The 17,136-nt window shown below is 62.4% G+C and carries 16 protein-coding genes; 5 read left to right on the forward strand and 11 right to left on the reverse strand.

The annotated features are described in order from the left end of the window. Positions 1–87: 87 nt before the first annotated feature. On the forward strand, positions 88–366 hold the full coding sequence (locus tag ACYVRU_RS08960; protein ID WP_461186032.1) for a hypothetical protein: 279 nt from the start codon (positions 88–90) through the stop codon (positions 364–366). Between the two features lie 46 nt (positions 367–412). On the opposite strand, the gene ACYVRU_RS08965 is transcribed toward ACYVRU_RS08960, so the two are convergent. The 4 genes from ACYVRU_RS08965 to ACYVRU_RS08980 form a co-directional block, all read right to left on the reverse strand. Next, positions 413–772: a YccF domain-containing protein gene (locus ACYVRU_RS08965; RefSeq protein WP_114548617.1), complete on the reverse strand. Its 360-nt coding sequence runs from the start codon at positions 770–772 to the stop codon at positions 413–415. Then, positions 772–1,470: a hypothetical protein gene (locus tag ACYVRU_RS08970; protein ID WP_147270644.1), complete on the reverse strand. Its 699-nt coding sequence runs from the start codon at positions 1,468–1,470 to the stop codon at positions 772–774. Before ACYVRU_RS08970 ends, ACYVRU_RS08965 begins: the two co-directional genes overlap by 1 nt. A gap of 110 nt (positions 1,471–1,580) precedes the next feature. Further along, complete coding sequence (locus tag ACYVRU_RS08975; protein WP_147270645.1) at positions 1,581–1,979, reverse strand: hypothetical protein; 399 nt, start codon at positions 1,977–1,979, stop codon at positions 1,581–1,583. Positions 1,980–2,236: 257 nt separating this feature from the next. Next, positions 2,237–2,551: a hypothetical protein gene (locus tag ACYVRU_RS08980; protein ID WP_114539982.1), complete on the reverse strand. Its 315-nt coding sequence runs from the start codon at positions 2,549–2,551 to the stop codon at positions 2,237–2,239. A gap of 331 nt (positions 2,552–2,882) precedes the next feature. Between ACYVRU_RS08980 and ACYVRU_RS08985 the strand changes: the two genes are divergently transcribed. Both ACYVRU_RS08985 and ACYVRU_RS08990 read left to right on the forward strand, forming a co-directional pair. Continuing rightward, positions 2,883–3,794 (forward strand): TatD family hydrolase, encoded by a 912-nt coding sequence (locus ACYVRU_RS08985; RefSeq protein WP_197745994.1) that lies wholly within the window; start codon positions 2,883–2,885, stop codon positions 3,792–3,794. 140 nt (positions 3,795–3,934) lie between these two features. Further along, positions 3,935–4,693, forward strand: coding sequence for a TlyA family RNA methyltransferase (locus tag ACYVRU_RS08990; RefSeq protein ID WP_114539995.1), 759 nt, complete (start codon positions 3,935–3,937; stop codon positions 4,691–4,693). A 348-nt stretch (positions 4,694–5,041) separates the two neighbouring features. On the opposite strand, the gene ACYVRU_RS08995 is transcribed toward ACYVRU_RS08990, so the two are convergent. From ACYVRU_RS08995 to ACYVRU_RS09005, 3 genes are all read right to left on the reverse strand, one after another. After that, positions 5,042–6,142: a hypothetical protein gene (locus tag ACYVRU_RS08995; protein WP_147270646.1), complete on the reverse strand. Its 1,101-nt coding sequence runs from the start codon at positions 6,140–6,142 to the stop codon at positions 5,042–5,044. 626 nt (positions 6,143–6,768) lie between these two features. Beyond that, positions 6,769–7,818, reverse strand: coding sequence for an aspartate-semialdehyde dehydrogenase (locus tag ACYVRU_RS09000; RefSeq protein ID WP_114548621.1), 1,050 nt, complete (start codon positions 7,816–7,818; stop codon positions 6,769–6,771). A gap of 260 nt (positions 7,819–8,078) precedes the next feature. After that, the gene (locus ACYVRU_RS09005) at positions 8,079–9,356 is read right to left on the reverse strand and encodes an aspartate kinase (protein ID WP_022740370.1); all 1,278 of its coding nucleotides are present in this window, start codon (positions 9,354–9,356) and stop codon (positions 8,079–8,081) included. 382 nt (positions 9,357–9,738) lie between these two features. On the opposite strand from ACYVRU_RS09005, the gene ACYVRU_RS09010 reads away from it, so the two are divergent. After that, positions 9,739–10,737 (forward strand): zinc dependent phospholipase C family protein, encoded by a 999-nt coding sequence (locus tag ACYVRU_RS09010; RefSeq protein WP_461186033.1) that lies wholly within the window; start codon positions 9,739–9,741, stop codon positions 10,735–10,737. An 8-nt stretch (positions 10,738–10,745) separates the two neighbouring features. After that, a complete protein-coding gene (locus ACYVRU_RS09015) occupies positions 10,746–11,918 on the forward strand; it encodes a trimeric intracellular cation channel family protein (RefSeq protein WP_114540593.1) in 1,173 nt (390 codons plus the stop codon). A 318-nt stretch (positions 11,919–12,236) separates the two neighbouring features. On the opposite strand, the gene ACYVRU_RS09020 is transcribed toward ACYVRU_RS09015, so the two are convergent. From ACYVRU_RS09020 to ACYVRU_RS09035, 4 genes are all read right to left on the reverse strand, one after another. Further along, a complete protein-coding gene (locus tag ACYVRU_RS09020; RefSeq protein ID WP_022740373.1) occupies positions 12,237–12,866 on the reverse strand; it encodes a DUF47 domain-containing protein in 630 nt (209 codons plus the stop codon). Between the two features lie 18 nt (positions 12,867–12,884). Then, positions 12,885–13,940 (reverse strand): inorganic phosphate transporter, encoded by a 1,056-nt coding sequence (locus ACYVRU_RS09025; protein ID WP_114540592.1) that lies wholly within the window; start codon positions 13,938–13,940, stop codon positions 12,885–12,887. A 110-nt stretch (positions 13,941–14,050) separates the two neighbouring features. Then, entirely contained in the window at positions 14,051–14,725 is a 675-nt protein-coding gene (locus ACYVRU_RS09030; protein WP_114540591.1) for an MBL fold metallo-hydrolase, read from the reverse strand. 3 nt (positions 14,726–14,728) lie between these two features. Then, a complete protein-coding gene (locus tag ACYVRU_RS09035) occupies positions 14,729–17,113 on the reverse strand; it encodes a RelA/SpoT family protein (RefSeq protein ID WP_161127345.1) in 2,385 nt (794 codons plus the stop codon). Between the last annotated feature and the right edge of the window lie 23 nt (positions 17,114–17,136).

Genomic DNA, 17,136 nt, shown 5'->3' on the forward strand with positions numbered 1-17,136 from the left:
TCGAATCTAGACAACTCGAATCATACCGAAGGCCGGAGCCGTGTCTTTTGGTATCTAGGCTATGCTGCTGTGAAAGTGCGCAAGAGATTGTACGTTACCCTGGAATCGTCGGCCGACGATCCGGAGTTCCCCGCCATGCAGGAGTTCGAGGTAGACGAGGGCGGCCCCAAAGCGAACACGCGCAAGCATCCCGGGCTCATATGGGCGATCATCGCCATCGTGGCGGTCATCGCGCTCTGCATCGCTTTCGCCGCCGCCGGCGACTGGATGAACCCCACCCAGGCCGAGAAGGTGCAGCAGACCGAGTTCGAGGAGCAAACCGTCCCCGAGGATTTAGGGCCGAACGAGAACCCCGAGGCAGCCTAAATCGGGCGAGCACGCCCCCACCGCCGTCCGCCATATCGTGCGACGGCTACATCACCTGCGCGCCAAAGGGCAAAAGCGACAGCTTCGCCATCTTAAGACACTGGAGGCCAATGGGGATACCGATGACGGTGATGCAGTAGAGAACACCGAGCACCGCGTAGGAAACCGCCATGGGCAGGCCGGCCAAGATGAGCCAGAATATGTTGGCGATAAGCGACGGCGCACCGCCGCCGTAGACGATCGTCTTCCCGAAGGGCGCCAGCGTGAGCGATGCCATCTTAAAGCACTGCCGTCCGAGCGGAATGCCAATGATGGTGATGGAGAACACAATCCCCGCAAGACACCACCCAATCGCCGTGACCAGCCCGCCGAAGATGATCCAGATTATGTTCGCGATAATAGACATCAGGCGCGCGCTTCTACGCTGTCGTCTTCGACCAGCACTTGCGACAAAGACTCTAAAAGCTTGGCAGAATTCTCCTCATCACAAGGGAATAGGTAGAATCTGACACCCTGGCCATACTTTACATCTGCGTAGATGTCGGCATCTCCTCGCCCTTCTATATCATCGATGATCGAGCGTCCCATATTATCGGAATAGAACACACGAGCCTCGCGATATTCGGCAATATGCTTCCCGCTAAACTTTTCCCCATAGGTTATCGCGACGTAGCAGCCGGGGAAGCTGACAAACCGACCTGCGCTTACATCTCCGCAATCCCCAGAGTCGTGCTTCAGCGTCTTAGCGTCGATAACCACCGGAGCACACGCGAGCAATTCCTTCCGAGCCTCAACTTGTGCCATCTGCTGTTGCTTTCTCTCAGAGGCTGCTCGGCTTTTTTCCCTCATCTTATCCCTGCCGTCTCCGACAACTTCAACAACTTTGTCCTTCGCGGCGCCAGCTGCTCCAGCTGCAGCACGACCGGCCTTCTTTACGACTGGTGCCGCCGCCTTGGCGGCTGCAGGAGCAACCTGCGCAGCCACCGCAACCGCAGGAGCGGCCTTATGCACCACCTTTGCAGCAGCTTTGACCTTCGGATTCTGAATCTTACCCATCATTGCCGCCACAGCTGCTACTGCCTCTGCAACATCCTTCCCGTCCATACCGACCCCCATTCTCTCCACGGGTTTCTTGCCAAATGACGATATACGTTTTTCTCTGCTTGCCCGCAACTCCCACAAACTTCATATCTTTCCCAGAATACGCCCCAGACTCAAAACGCCGGCCGGTTGACAACCTCATCGACAATCTGGGGGACCAAGCAACCAGTTATACGATTGTAATCGTACTTGATTTTGGTGGTTCTTCCAACTTTGACCTCAATGACCCCTTTGCTAGGATTAATGCCGCATTTTGCAGTGATGATGGAATTCTCTCTGATTGAGAACTCAAGTACGCCATGTTTTTTAACCGTGCCCGCATGAACGCCATTAGCGTATATCTTGAGGGAGCCGCCTATGAGGTTCATTTGCGAGAGCCCGTAGACAATCACTGTCCCACTACCCTCATCGGCATCGCCCCCAAGCGGGCATCCGCATTTTACACAAGCGCAAGCCCTGTTGCTCACATCGGCGCCGCACTCGGGACATTTAATAAGCATGGCATACTCCAATCAAGCTCGATCGGTATATCCGAACCATCAGAAAAGAATGGGAGTGTCGCAGAAACGCAAACGCGACTCAAATCCATCCTATTCTAAAGAGTCGCGGAGTCCTCCGCATTAGCTGCCAGCTAAATGCTGCTTCCGTCCCTCGCGCATAATTGCGTCAGCGCGCACTGAACCTTCTGCATCTAGAGAGGCAGGAGAGACTACGGCGCTTCAAGGATACAAGAGATGCCTTTCGACGAGGAGTAGAGGACAGTGACAGCCTAGGCCACCACGACGAAAGACTCTTCCTCCATGACCACCTCGGTTGAGCGCTGCGCGTCCAGGCGGCGATTGCGGAAGTAGACGAGCCAGTTGGCGGCAATGCACACCACGTTGATGAAGTAGACGATCAGCACCCAGTTGAGGTTGCCGGAAACGAACTTGGCCGCGATACCGGCGAAGTAACCGGCAGTGATCAGCGCGATGAACTGCCAGCTGGTACCAACCGCTGTGCCGGCTCGATAGTTCTTGTACGCGTTCAACGGCCATGACAGACCGAAGCAGATGAGCATGATGGCCTCGAGTAGCTCCGCCATAAAATCGATCGCTTCCTTTGCAAATCGTCGTATGTTCCGTACGGTTGTCGATTCTAGAACACCCGGGCCGCACGTCAACCTCTTTAACGGCATGACGGCATCCGTTACCCACTTGCCACGGCGTGCCCACAGAATCGGCGAGCTGCGCGCGACCCGTACGAGACAGCCGCCTGACGCGCGCGGACTCGCCGCGGAGTTCTCCCAGGACGCCTCGGCCCGACTGCGCCTCTGCATGCCAGCCCAAATCTGACTGCCGCCATCCGCCTCGCGCTTAACGCTGCGCTACCTTCCATGTTTTCATCGATTTCGCGGCGACCCCTTCGGCCGTGGTATGCTGCTGTTCATGGAAAAACTCTACGATATGCACTGCCATGTGGGATTTGCACCCGCACCTGCCACCGTAGCGGCTGAGGGGGCGCAAGCGGGCATCGGCGCGCTCTCGTGCACGGTGGAGCCGACGGAATACGAGCAGCTGCGCGCAGCCCTGGCCGATGCGCCGAACGTCGCTGTGGCCCTGGGCGCACACCCCTGGTGGATCGCCGACGGGCGCGTGGGCGAAACCGAGCTGGCCCGGTTCTGCGAGCTTGCGCGCACGACCCGATTCATCGGGGAGATCGGGCTCGACTTCGCCGGCCCGCGCGATACGGAAGAGAGCCGTGCCCTGCAGACGAGCGCTTTCGCCTGTATTCTGGCCACATGCAACGAGTCCGCAGCGCCCTTGGCACCCACCAATCCCGAAGGCGCGACAGCAACCAGCGGGCAAAACCGAACCTGTATCGCAACCACGAGCCCCGAGGCGAACCCACCCAGCGAAGGCACCCTCACCCGCAGTGCCACCGACACTGCGCCGAAGCTCATCTCCATCCACGCCATCAATGCCGCCGCAGCAGCACTCGATGCGCTCGAACAAGCCAGCACCTTTGCGCTGCATCGCGTGATCTTTCACTGGTTCTCAGGCACTTCCGATGATTTGCATCGAGCCGTCAAGCTTGGCTGCCTCTTTTCGGTGGGGCCGCGCATGCTGGCGTCGCGGCGCGGACGCGAATACGCCCGGCAGATTCCCCTAGGTCAGCTACTCCTGGAAACCGACATGCCCGCCCGCAAGGACGACAACCTACCCGCCGAAGTTTGGCGCGCCGAGCTGAACAACGCCCTTTCCGGCATCGCGCAGCTGAAGGGCATCGACCGCGCAGAGCTTGCGGAGCACATCGCCTCCACAAGCCGCGAGCTGCTGATACGCTAGCAGTGAGCGCTCCTCGCGTGCCGGACAGCCCATCTTGGCCACAAGGTTTCTTCTTCTGAGGAGGACATTTCCGCAGCCGTTTCGCGACAGCACTTACGCGGCGTGCAAACGAGGCAGCCGACTCGCGTATAATGGTCGCCATGAACGCTAAGCCCAAGAAAATACGCCTGGACGACCTGCTGGTAGAACGGGGAGACTTTCCCGACCGCGCGACCGCGCTGCGGGCCGTGATGGCGCGCGAGGTGCGGGTAGACGACGTGTACGCCACGAGCGCCGCGATAAAGGTCGCGCCCACAGCCGACATCTTCATTCGCGGCCGCAAGCAATTCGTCTCCCGCGGCGGCAAGAAACTCCAGGGGGCGCTGGACGCGTTCAAGCAGGACGTCGCCGGCATGAACTGCCTGGATATCGGCTCGTCCACCGGCGGCTTCACCGACTGCCTGCTGCAGGCGGGCGCCTCGCGCGTGGCGGCCCTCGACGTGAACTACGGGCAGCTCGCCTGGAAGATCCGCCAAGACCCGCGAGTGGCCGTCTTCGAGCGCACGAACATCAAGGACGCCGATCCCGCCGAGGTCGGCGCACCCTTCGACCTCATTGTCATCGACGTATCCTTCATCGGCCTGGCAGCACTCGCCCCCCTCTTTCCCCGCTTCAGCCGCCCGGGCACGATCTTCATCGGCCTGGTGAAACCTCAGTTCGAATCGGCCCACGACGAGACCGACCGGGGCGTCGTCCGCGATGAGGCAGTGCGACTGCGCACTGTGGAGGAAGTAAAGGCCGCCCTCGCCGCCGCAGGGTTCACCGCAACCGGGGTGGTCGAATCCCCCATCACCGGCCCCGAAGGCAACGTGGAATACCTCGTCCGCGCCGTCTTTCGCAACAAGTCCGAGGCAATCTGAGAAGGAGCCTGCGGCGATTCCGCGACTCGCATTGGGTTCAGTCAACGAACCCTCCAATTTCTGCACGAGATCTCGAGTTATAAGCGTCTGCGAGCAGCCCATTGAGGCACTTCGAAGGATCTTTTCAGCAAACCCCCAGGTCACGCTCTTCAGATCAAAAAGATTCCGTTCGGCATCTCGACATCGGACGCTTACAACTCGCGATCTGCTGCAATTTCAGGGCAGCTCGTCGACCGAAGGCCGATGATCATCTGCAAGTGATGCTCCGGCACCCATCCCGAACTCGGCCGCACGAAGCGCCTTCTTGCTTGACCCATCTCAGCAGGCCGCACGGGTTGCGAACGTGAGCTACGCGTCGCCCTCTTCTGAGGGGGAGACTGGCGGAAAGTGCTGGTGGTGAAATGCGCGCAGCTCGTGGCGAAGCTGCAGATGGCGGTCGAGAAACGAGACAGGGCGCACAGGAGTTCTGCCTCTTGTTTTGCGCGAGAGGGCGTCGGCTATCTCGATGAACTCTGAGACGCTATCGATCTGCGAAGACGTAACCGTTACAACATCGAAGCCATCGGCGATGAGGGCGTCGCGGCGCCGGGAATCACGCGCCTGCTGATGTCGCCCGCCATGAAAGGCAAGGCCGTCGTACTCCGCCGCAACGCGGGCCTGCGGCCACAGAAGGTCGCATACCACCCGATCGCCCCGTGCGATGCGCGCCGCCTCCTCCGAAAGCGCAACCGGCTCGTTGGCGAGTGCCGGAGGCAGGCTCAAACCGCCCCACCGCATGGGCGTCATAAGCAACGCATCCATTTCCGTCTCCTTGGCAGAAGCAGATTTCGCGTAGACGAACTGAACAGCGATGCGCGCTTTCCGCAGGCCTTTCATGCGCTCGACGCGGTTAACGAACGCGGAGAGTCGGGCCGGCGTTGTAAGCTGCGCCCGCACGAGCGCGCCCGAACGATTCGCCTCAAGGGGGTAGCATCCGCAAAACTCATATCCCAAAGCAATGAGCTCGCCCATAGGGAGGGTTTCGGCCAGTTGGACAAACACAAGTTCAGGAGAGCATACGGCCACGCCGGGAGCGATTTCGAGAAAGGCCCCACGCAGCAGCGGCGCAGCAAGCTGATGGAAGCAAACACGCTTCGTGGAATGACGCCCGATTTTGGGCCGCGCGAGAACGTGAAGAGGGCGCTCGACCGTGGCGTTGCCCCATAGCTCTTCGAGCATTCGCTTCAGGCTGGGCCTTTTCGCACTCTCGATGGCCGCACGAACAGCAGCCTCGGTATCTGCGGCACGGGCAAGCGAGCTGAAGCCCTTCAAATGGGAGGAAGGAAGGTGCCCCACATCACGCGAACGCAGATCGTGGAAGGCACGCAAAGCCAGAGGATGATTGCACGACCACATCCTGAGAAAATCCAAAGCTGTTGTATGACTGAAGATCACTTCCATGTGCTGCAAGATAACAGGCTTTAGCTGTCGCGAGGCGTACATGCGGTAAATCTGCCGAACCGACATTCATGAGCAGAACAGTTACTTTTATCGCAACCGCGCCTTTGCACGTTGAAAGAAGGCCTGAACTGCTTGGCAGAAGTAGCTCGCACGAACCGTCCTCGCTCACGGGAAAACGAAGCGCAACGACCGTCCTGAGAACATTGGCGGTTCACGCAGAGTGATTGCCGACGGGTTCAGTCAACGAAGATGCCCTTTTCTGCATGAGATCTCGAGTTATAAGCGTCATCTCTTTCCAAGAAAGATCACAGCTAGAAAGGACTTTTGGAAAACACCAGTTCAGAGAAGCGCGCAGAACTGCGGTGCTTTCGCGCCGGCCCCTCAGCAACTCCCGAGACGCTTATAACTCGAGATCTCATGCAGAAACCGAGGGGTTCGTTGACCGAGCGGGCCATCAGTCGTTCGGATCATCGCGATAGGCGGCGCGGGCGAGATACGCGCAAAAGACCGATGACTGTCCGAGACCCAGTAGGCACAATGCCGCCGCACGGGCCCGCGCAGAAAAATGGAGCCCCATAGCGGGACTCCATTGGAGATCCTTCGACTCGCTTCGCTCGCTCAGGATGACGCCTGTTCTACGGCAGAAGCAGCTGGGCGATTTGCACGGCGTTCAGGGCCGCTCCCTTGCGGATCTGGTCGGCCACATCCCAGAAGGCGATGCCGTGGGGCACGGTCGGATCCTTGCGCAGACGTCCGACGAAGGTGCCGTCGGTGCCAGCAAGCAGACCAGGCATCGGGTACACCTTGTTCGCGGTGTCATCCATCACCTCCACGCCGGGGGCCGCCTCGAGCGCCGCGCGGGCCGCCTCCACGGTCACCTCATCGGCGAACTCCACGTTGATGGCCTCACCGTGGCAGCGCAGCACCGGCACGCGCACACAAGTGGCCGCCACTTCGATGGCGGGGTCGCCCATGATCTTCTTGGTCTCGACGACCATCTTCCACTCCTCTTTGGTGGAGCCGTCGTCCAAAAAGACGTCGATATGCGGAATGGTGTTGAAAGCGATGCGGTGGGCGAAAGCGGAGATTTCCAACTCGTCCTCGGGAGTGCCGTCCAGGAAGGCGCGGGTCTGGTCGTACAGCTCGGCCATGGCCGGCGCGCCGGCACCGGAAGCAGCCTGGTAGGTGGACACCACGACGCGCTTGATGGGGGAGAGGTCGTAAAGCGGCTTCAGCGCGACGACCATCTGGATGGTGGAGCAGTTCGGGTTCGCGATGACGCCGGAATGCCAGGCCACGTCCTGGGGGTTCACCTCGGGCACCACCAGCGGCACGTCCTCATCCATGCGGAAGGCGCTGGAGTTGTCGATCATGACGGCGCCGGCAGCGGTGACCGCCTCGCGCATCTCCTTGGACACGGAGGCGCCGGCTGAGAACAGCGCGATGTCGACGCCCTCGAAGGACTCCGGCGTCATCTCCTGCACGGTAAGCTCGCCGGCCGGCACGAGTCCGCACCCCTCGAAGGGCACCTTCTTGCCAGCCGAGCGCGCACTCGCAAGAGCGCGAACCTCACTCGCCGGGAAATCCACGTCGTGCAGCACGCGCAAAAACTCCTGCCCCACCGCACCCGTCGCTCCGGCCACAGCCACCACGGGGTTTGCCGGCATTTCCTTCGTCCAAGTCATGTTGGTTCTCTTTCTCTTCTCGAATGAATATCTCACTTGGTTGGGAGGGACGACCAAGGTCGCCCCCTACGGGATTAGCTAGAAACGAATCACAAGTTCGCCCAAGGAAGTCAGCGAGGTTGCGACAGGTGCCTGGAATTGGGCCGCCTTTGGGCCAAGTTGCCTTCGCGCAACGCCGAGCCCAAAACAAGGGCCAAGGCCAGGCGCAGTCGCAACCGCAGCGTCGGCGTTCCCGACGTTGCGTCAGCAATGGCGGAACATCAACGGCCTTTCTTCATTTTGGCGGCGATCTCTTCCGCTGAAAGCTGGGTTTCCACGAACACGTCGTCGGAATCGAGCCCGAAGGCGGTGTGCAGGCACTGGACGGCCTGCACCGCCTGGGCCGCGTCCACGATCATGGACAGGCGGATAGGCGAGGTGGAGATGGCCACGATGTTGATGTTGTTGTCGCCCAAAGTCTGGAACGTGCGCGAGGCGACGCCCGGCGACGACTTCATGCCCGTGCCCACCAGCGACACCTTCGCGATGTCCTCGTCGACGATGAACTCGCGAGCGCCGATCTCGGGCACGATGCGCTCCATGGTCTCCTTGGCGCGGGGCAGATCGGCCCCGGGAGTCGTGAAGGAGATGTCGGTGAAGCCGGCCTCGGACACATTCTGGATGATCATGTCCAGGTTCACGTTGGCAGCGGCCAGCGCCCCGAACACGCGAGCGGCCACGTTCGGCGCATCGGGCACCTGGCGGATGGTCACCTTCACTTCCGACGTGTCGCTGGCGATGCCGGTAATGACGGCTTCTTCCATTTCGTACTCCTCCTTGACATAGGTTCCCTCGGCCTCCGAGAATGCGGAGCGAGAATGGATGACCACTTTCCATTTGCGGGCGAACTCCACCGCGCGGCTCTGCAGCACACCCGAGCCGGCGCTGGAGAGCTCCAGCATGTCGTCGTAACAGATGGAATCGAGCTTGCGGGCCCGGGGCGCGATGCGCGGGTCGGTGGTGTAGACGCCGTCCACATCGGAGTAGATCTCGCAGACGTCGGCATTAATGCCCCAGGCGATGGCCACCGCCGTCGTGTCCGACCCGCCGCGACCGAGCGTGGTGATGTCGCCGTTGGCGTCGATGCCCTGGAATCCGGCGACCACGGGAATGGCGCCATCGTCCAGCGCGTCTAAGATGCGCTCGTTGTGCACCTTCACGATGCGCGCCTTGTTGTGCGTGCCGTTGGTCTCGATGCCCGCCTGGCGGCCGGTGAAGCTGATGGACTTGTAGCCCAAAGCCTCGATGGCCATGGCCAGAAGCGTCATGGAAACCTGCTCGCCGGTGGACAGCAGCCGATCCAGCTCGCGGGCCGGCGGCGCCGTCGTGATGGCGGAGGCGAGCCCCATGAGCTCGTCGGTGGTCTTGCCCATGGCAGACACCACGGCCACCACCTCGTCCCCGCGCTGGCGCATGCCCACCAGGCGCTTGGCGACGTTTTTGATGCGCTCGGGGGAGGCAACCGACGTGCCCCCGAATTTCGCGACGATCAGAGCCATTGCGCTTGCTCTCCTTCGATACGGAACTAGTCGAAAATGCAAGTGGGCACCACTATAGCAAAGTTGCAAGGTCAATGAGGGCGAGCGCAGCCCGTACGGGCGCATCTTCGGTCGGAATGCCATCAGCGGCCACGGGCGGCGAGCGGCCATCCGGCCCCGGGGATGCCGACCACCCCGCCGAGGCACCCCCGGCCACCCCGCCAGGTGACGCCGGCCAGCTCGCCAAAGGAGCACCGTCTGCTCCGTCTACCTAGTATGTCGGTTTTCCGACGGACGACACCCACCGTCCGCTGGCGGCCGCACCATTGTTTATGATGGCCTGTGTACCTATCATGATCGCTTTGCATTCAACATCGGGCAACGCCATCGGAGAGGAGAAGCCATGCCGGCCATCATCACGCACGACCTGTTCGGGAAAGACGTGTACGGCAAGACCTTCGATACCATCGGAGGTTCCCGCGATGCGGCCGAGGCCTTCCTTTTGGGCAACCAGGGCCCCGATCCTCTGTTCTTCGTCGCGCCCGATCCGCGCTACCGCCGCGTGGGAAAGCTGGCCTCAACGCTGCATCGGACGCGCCCGGCAGAATTCCTCGTGGCCCTGAAGAGCGCTGTGCGCGAGCTGCCGGCGCAGGAGCGCTCCGTCGGACGCGCCTACGCGCTGGGCTATGTGTGCCACTACCTGCTGGACAGCACGGTGCATCCACTCGTCATAAGCCAGGTGAACGCCTTGTGCGGCGCCGGCGTGGAAGGCCTCACGACCGAGGATGCCCATGAGGTGCACGCCGTTATCGAAACCGAGCTGGACGAGCTTGTGCTGACGGCCAAGCGCGGCGAGACCGTGGCCACCTACCACCCCGCCACCTCGGTGCTGCGCGGCCGCGACAGCATGCTGGATACCGTGGGCCGCCTGTACGCCGGAGCCGTCGACGACGCCTTCGGCCTCGCCATGCCCAAGGGCATGTTCAAAAGCGCCGTGCGGGCCGAGCGCGCGGCCCAGCGGGCCCTCTACTCCCCCACCGGCGCCAAGCGCGCCGTGCTCTCCGCTGCCGAGCGCCTCGTGCGCCCCCATGCCATGACCGGGGCCATGAGCCACCGAGCCGCCGAGCGCGCCACTTCCGCCTTCGCCAACGACGAGCGCGCGCCCTGGCGCCATCCGGCCACCGAGGCCGTCAGCCGCGCCAGCTTCTGGGATCTGTACGACCAGGCGCGCGCAGGCGCCCTGGACGCCATTAAGGCCATGGATGCCGACGACTTCGACCTGGCCGCTTCCCACCGCCTCACCGCCGACGTGAACTTCTACGGCGAGCCCGTGGTGGCCCTCGTCGTGGCCGTGGAAGACGCCGCGACCGGCGACGACGTCCCCGACGTGCGGAATCGGTAGGAACGCCCATGACCCTCGAGACCGCCTTCGACCTCCCCTTCTGGTTCGAGTTCGCCGCCACCGTCACCGGCGGCCTGTCCGGCGGCATGTCCGCCGTGCGCGCCCGCTACGACATCTTCGGCACCGTGGCCATCGCCTGCATCACCGGCATGGGCGGCGGCATCATCCGCGACATCCTGCTGCAGAACTACGGCCTGTACGCCTTCCAAAGCCCTTGGTTTCTCCTTTCCTGCGCCCTGGCCGGCGTGGCGGTGTTCTACTTCGGCAAGCTGGCCACCTACCTGGACCCCATCGTCGACCTCCTGGACAACATCTCGGTAGCCCTGTGGGCCATCATCGGCGCGTCGAAGAGCCTCTCGGCGGGCCTTACCGTCATCCCCTCAGTAGTGCTCGGCACCATCACCTCCATCGGCGGGGGCATCTCCCGCGACGTGCTCATGAACCGTCCGCCCGTCGCCTTCCAAACCGGCCCCATTTACGGCAGCGCGGCTCTTATCGGCTGCATGGTCTACTGCCCGCTGAAGGCCAACGGCATCCTGCCCGACACGGCGGGCATCCTGTGCGCCGGCCTCATCATGGTCCTGCGCTACCTGTCCCTCATCATGGGCTGGCGCACCAAGCCGCCCCGCGACTACTCGGACACCGTGGTGGAAAGCGTGGCGCGGCCGATGCGCTTCATCGCGCGCAAGGTGCACGTGCCCATGGGCAAGACGGCCCGCGAGCGCCAGGGCACGACCAAGTTCGACCGCTTCAAGAGGAAGGGCAAGAAGCTTTACGACCGTCTGAGCGGCCGTTGGATGGACGACGACGGTGAGCACTTCCAACCCACCGTGCTCATGGATAAACTGGTGGTGCCCTTGGCCGACGAGGACGAGCACGTCGCAGAGCCGGCGCCGGACCCCTCCGATCGCCTGTTCGTCGACCGCGACGAGCTCTACCGCATCATCGGCCTCGACCACGAGCCCCGCCGCACCGGCCCGCAGGCAGCGGTGAAGGATTCTGCCGCGGACGCCCAGGACACAGAAGATGCGGGAAGCGAGAAAAAGGAAGGCGTGGAAGGCGCCGACGCGGATGCGGCACGAAAAGCCGACGACGAGCCGGCCTTCGACCCCTTCGAACCGCAAACCCCCGACCCGAAGAAGCCCCAGCACAACCCCCGCGACCAGAAGAAGCGTTCATGACGCTCTCCCGTCGCCAGGACACCAAATTCGTGCAGGATTTTGCGATAGGGAGAGACCAAGGCGGCCCAGCAACCGATTTAGAGTCTCCCTATCGCAAAATCCTGCACGAATCACCCAGACGCGCTCTCTCTAGCGAAAAATCTTGCACGGAAATACGGCGACCGTCGCCGCACACTGAACAAGCTCGCCGCTTGGCCTGCAGACATCCCCGTAGGGACCGGCCTCGATCGGCACTCCCGAGCCAGAACGTCCGCCAATGCAGAAAGGGCGGCGCTTGCGCCGCCCCTACGTAGGTGTACCGATTCCCCGATCCTGAGCCTACATATTCTTCAACAGAATCGTGCTCATGAGGTCGGCGGTGTGCTCGCAGGCGTCGCAGCAGCTCTCCATGAAGGCGTACAGGCGCGACCACTTCAGCACGTGCATGGGCTCGTCGGCGTGGTTCACATGCAGGTTGCGGATGACCTCCACGTACAGCGCGTCGGCCTCCTCCTCGTTGTCGGAGACCTGAATGACCAGCTGCTTGAAGTTCTTCGACTTCTTGAAGTTGCGGAAATCCTCCATGGCGGCGTCCACGGCCTTGCACGACTTGCGGATGAGGGTGGCGAAGCGCAGGGCGTCCTCGGGAATCTGATGGATGTCGAACATGTAGAAGTACTGCAGCACGTCCTCGATCTCATCCAGAATCTCGTCCAGCGCGCCGGCCAAAGCCACGATGTCCTCGCGATCGAACGGCGGCATGAAGTCGTTGCCGACGTGCTTGTAGATGTCGTGGTTGATCATGTCGCCGGCGTGCTCGAGCGCATGGGCCTCATCGAGCACCGCGCGCAGGGCAGCGGCATCGGTGAAGTTCTCCATGGCGCGCACAAGGACGCTCGCCTCTTGCACGGCCAGATCGGACAGCTCTTCGTAGGCGTCGAAGTAATCGTACTTGTGTTTCTTGGCCACTGGACTTCCCTTCTCGTGTTACAGGATCATAAGGAACAACTTGGCACAGGCGAAGCCCAGGATGCCGCACCCGGGGAAGGTGAGCACCCACGTCTTCACCATATCGATGGCGATAGACCATTTCACGGACTTGGGGCTCTTCGCGGCCCCCACGCCCATGATGGCCGTCGTGTTGGTGTGCGTCGTGGAAACCGGCAAGCCCCCGAAGGTGGCGAGCATAAGACTCACGAACGTGGAGAGGCTGGCGGCGAATCCCTGGAACGCCTCGAGCTTCACCATGTCCATGCCCACGGACTTGATGATGCGCTCGCCGCCCACGGCCGTACCGAGGCCCATGTTGAAGGCGCAGAAGATCATGAGCCACATGGGCATAGCCACGCCCGACAGATCCATGCCCATGCCGGCGGTCATCATGATGGCCAGCATGAAGATGGACATGAACTTCTGGCCGTCCTGGGCGCCGTGCATGAAAGCCACCCCGGCGCCAGAGCAGATCTGCGCCCACTTGAAGAACGAGTTCGCCTTCAGGCGATCCACATTGCGGCACATACGGCCGATGACCTTGTAGTTGATCCAGCCCAGGCCGAACCCGAGCAGCGTGGAGAGCAGGATGCCGTAGACGACCTTCATCCACTCGGCGCCGTTGATGGCGTCCAGGCCACCCTGAACGGCGATGGCCGCGCCGGTGAGGCCGGCAATGAGCGAGTGGGATTGCGAGGTGGGAATACCGAACCACCAGGCCGCCGCGCCCCAGACGATGATGGCGACCATCGCCGCCATGAGCGCCGTCAGGGCCTGATGGGAGTTGCCGCCGAAGTCCACCATGGAGAAAATGGTATGGGCCACCGCCGTGGAGACCAGCGACACGAGCAAAAGCCCCAGGAAATTGAACACCGCCGCCATGATGATGGCATGCCGAGGCTTCATGGCCCGAGTAGAGACCGCCGTGGCGATGGCATTGGGCGCATCCGTCGCGCCGTTCACAATGATAACGCCGATATTAAGCAGAGTCACCACCAGAAGGATGGGGTTCTGCATAAGCTCGGAGAGGAAAAAGGTCCACTCGATCGTCACGGAGTTCCTTCCAACAGATAAGCTGCACCCAGAAAATGCGCAGTGGCCCAAGTCTACCCTATGACACGCCGTCAATGAGACAGACTGCTGTGTTTTTTTTGAAAAAGCTCCTACTCGGGGTCGCCGTAGAGGGCGAAGACGCGGCGGCGCTCGGCGCCGATGGTGGTGAGGTTGTTGTGGCCGGGAAGGACCGCCGTGTCGTCGGGCAGCGCCGCGAGCTTCTTCAAGGAAGCGCGCATGTCAGCCATGGAACCGCCCTTGAAATCAGTGCGCCCGATGGTGCCGGCGAACAGCGTGTCACCGGAGAGGAGCACCGGAAGCCCCTTGGGATGGTTGCCGAACTGCGGGATATCGAACAGGCAAATGGAACCGGGGGTGTGGCCGGGCGTCGCGATGACCTTCCACTTCATGTTCCCCACTTCCACAACATCGCCGTGGGCCACGGTGCGGTCGACCGGGCAGGGCACGCCCCGGGTGGAGAGATCCTCGTCGCAGGGTTCCTCGATAAGCGGCGCGTCAATGGCCGACGCAATGACGGGCGCACCCGTGGCCTCGCGCAGCTCGGCGGCGGCGCCGGTGTGGTCGAAATGGGAATGGGTGAGCACGATGGCGTCCAGTTTGCGCTCGCCCAGAGCCGCCAAAATCTTGTCAGCCGAGCAGCTGGGATCCACCACCATGGTGCCTTCGCCGTCGGAGACGATATACACGTTGTTGGCGAGCACGCCCATGATCATATACTCGACATCGACGCACAATCCGCTGATCTCATACAAATCCGTCGCCATTTCTCAACCTTTCTTGCTTGATCCTTGGGGCATCATTCTACGGGCATCGAAGACGCCGTCGATGGCGGACAGGCGCTTTGTCATGCGCTCGATAACCGCCAAGTCGGACAGCTGGAAGAGGAAGCGCATCTCCACCATGCCGTCGCGGTGAGTGGTGGTATTGCAGGACAGCACGTTGGCGCCCATCTCGGAAATGACGCGCGTCACGTCCAAAAGCAGGTTCATGCGATCGAGCGCCTCGATGTAGATTTCCACCTGGTAGGTGGCCGCCGTGGGCGTGCCCTCCCATTCCACCTCGATGATGCGCTCGGGATGCCGCTTCAAGTCGAGCGCATTGGGACAGTCGGCCCGGTGCACCGACACGCCGCGGCCGCGAGTCACAAACCCCAAGATATCGTCGCCGGGCACGGGGTTGCAGCAGCGCGACAGGCGCACGAGCACGTCGTCGACACCCTTCACCACGATGCCCTGGGACGAGTGGGTCTCGTGCTTCTTCGGGCGCTTCACGGACGTGAGCATGGGGGCCATAATGCCCGTGGAGGAGGCCGATGTGCCCACCGTGGGCTTCTCCGCCTCTTCGTTGCCCTTGTCCACCAGGATCTTCAGCAAGCGGTTTGTGACGTGCTGGGCCTTCTCCTTGCCCGTGCCGATGTGCACGTACATCTCATCGGGGTCTTTGAAGCCGAGCGCCTCGGCCACCAGCTTCAGCGCCCGCATCGACTGGGCGCTCGACAGGCCCAGTCCGTGCTTGCGCATCTCGCGCACGAGCATGTCGCGGCCCATCTGCATGTCGTCGGAACGGGTGATCTTCGAGAAGTAGGAACGGATCTTGCTGCGGGCCGAGGGCGTCTTCACGATGTTCAGCCAGTCGCGGGAGGGGCTCGCGCTCTTCTGGGTGAGCACCTCCACGCGGTCGCCCACCTGCAGCTGATAGGACAGCGGCACAATGGAGCCGTTCACCTTGGCGCCCACGCAGTGGTTGCCCACCTCGGTATGGATGGCGTAGGCGAAGTCCACCGGCGTGGAGCCGGCGCGCAGGCTCATGACCTCGCCCTTGGGCGTGAACACGAAGACCTCCGTGTCGTCGAGGTCCATCTTAAGCGACTTCAAGAACTCGCGGGAGTCCTCGGTCTCGTCCTGCCAGTCCACCATCTGGCGCAGCCACGCCAGCTGGGCATCCAGGTTGTCGGCGGCGCCGGGGCGCGAGGCGCCGGTCTCCTTGTAGCGCCAGTGGGCCGCCACGCCGTACTCGGAGTTGCGGTGCATCTCCTCGGTGCGGATCTGCACCTCCAGGGGACGTCCGGCCGGCCCCATGACCGTCGTGTGCAGCGACTGGTACATGTTGAACTTCGGCATGGCGATGTAGTCTTTGAAGCGGCCGGGCATGGGGTGCCACAGCGTGTGCACCGCGCCCAGGGCCGAGTAGCAGTCCTTCACCGAGCTGGTGATGATGCGCACGGCGATGAGGTCGTAAATCTCCGAGAAGCCCTTGCCCTTCTTCGTCATCTTCTGGTAGATGGAGTACAGATGCTTCGGGCGCCCCATGATCTGGGCCGAAATTCCCACCTTCCCCATCTCCTCGTGGAGCACGGCGATGACGTCGGCCAGGTACTTCTCGCGCTCGGCGCGGGACTCGGTCACCATGCGGGAGACCTGCTTGTACTTGTTGGGCTCCAGGTAGAAGAAGGAGAGGTCCTCCAGCTCCCACTTGATGGAGTTGATGCCAAGGCGGTGGGCGATGGGGGCGTAGATCTCCAGCGTCTCGCGGGACTTGAAGATGCGCCGATCCTCGCGCAGGGCCGCCAGTGTGCGCATGTTGTGCAGACGGTCGGCCAGCTTGATGACGATGACGCGGATGTCCTTGGACATGGCCACGAACATCTTGCGAATGGTGGCCGCCTGCTCGTCGGTGAGCGACTCCACCTCGATGCGGGTGATCTTGGTGACGCCCTCCACCAGCGCCCGCACCTGTGGGTTGAAGGTGCGCTCCACCTCCTCGGCCGTCACCTTCGTGTCCTCCACGGTGTCGTGGAGCAGCGCCGCCGTGATGGTCTCGGCGTCCATGCGCAGATCGGCCAGGATGATGCCCACCTCGATGGGATGGATGATGAACGGCTCGCCGGACTTGCGGCACTGGCCCGCGTGGGCGTCGCGGGCGAACTCGAAGGCGCGGCGCAGCATGGCCTCCTCCGGCGCGTCCATGTAGGCACTCGTCAGGCGCGCCAGCTCGGCGAAGCGGTTCTCGGGCGTGGCGGGCCCGCGCTCGATGGCCGAATCGGCCGTGGGATGCGGGCGGCCCAGAAGCGCGTCCACGGTCTCTTTCGTGGCCTTCCCGGCGCTGACGGCATCGGCCGCCGCCCGGACGGAATCGTCTCTCTCGGCGCTCATGGGCGCCTCCCTTCTCCTGAACG

The organism is Adlercreutzia sp. CNCM I-6216, from assembly GCF_977113345.1.

What these genes read in the sequence shown, in the direction of transcription:
- ACYVRU_RS08965 (WP_114548617.1), bottom strand. Translation starts at nt 772, where the DNA reads ATGTCTATTATCGCGAACATAATCTGGATCATCTTCGGCGGGCTGGTC.
- ACYVRU_RS08970 (WP_147270644.1), bottom strand. Translation starts at nt 1,470, where the DNA reads ATGGACGGGAAGGATGTTGCAGAGGCAGTAGCAGCTGTGGCGGCAATG.
- ACYVRU_RS08980 (WP_114539982.1), bottom strand. Translation starts at nt 2,551, where the DNA reads ATGGCGGAGCTACTCGAGGCCATCATGCTCATCTGCTTCGGTCTGTCA.
- ACYVRU_RS08985 (WP_197745994.1), top strand. Translation starts at nt 2,883, where the DNA reads ATGCTGCTGTTCATGGAAAAACTCTACGATATGCACTGCCATGTGGGA.
- ACYVRU_RS08990 (WP_114539995.1), top strand. Translation starts at nt 3,935, where the DNA reads ATGAACGCTAAGCCCAAGAAAATACGCCTGGACGACCTGCTGGTAGAA.
- ACYVRU_RS09000 (WP_114548621.1), bottom strand. Translation starts at nt 7,818, where the DNA reads ATGACTTGGACGAAGGAAATGCCGGCAAACCCCGTGGTGGCTGTGGCC.
- ACYVRU_RS09005 (WP_022740370.1), bottom strand. Translation starts at nt 9,356, where the DNA reads ATGGCTCTGATCGTCGCGAAATTCGGGGGCACGTCGGTTGCCTCCCCC.
- ACYVRU_RS09010 (WP_461186033.1), top strand. Translation starts at nt 9,739, where the DNA reads ATGCCGGCCATCATCACGCACGACCTGTTCGGGAAAGACGTGTACGGC.
- ACYVRU_RS09015 (WP_114540593.1), top strand. Translation starts at nt 10,746, where the DNA reads ATGACCCTCGAGACCGCCTTCGACCTCCCCTTCTGGTTCGAGTTCGCC.
- ACYVRU_RS09030 (WP_114540591.1), bottom strand. Translation starts at nt 14,725, where the DNA reads ATGGCGACGGATTTGTATGAGATCAGCGGATTGTGCGTCGATGTCGAG.
- ACYVRU_RS09035 (WP_161127345.1), bottom strand. Translation starts at nt 17,113, where the DNA reads ATGAGCGCCGAGAGAGACGATTCCGTCCGGGCGGCGGCCGATGCCGTC.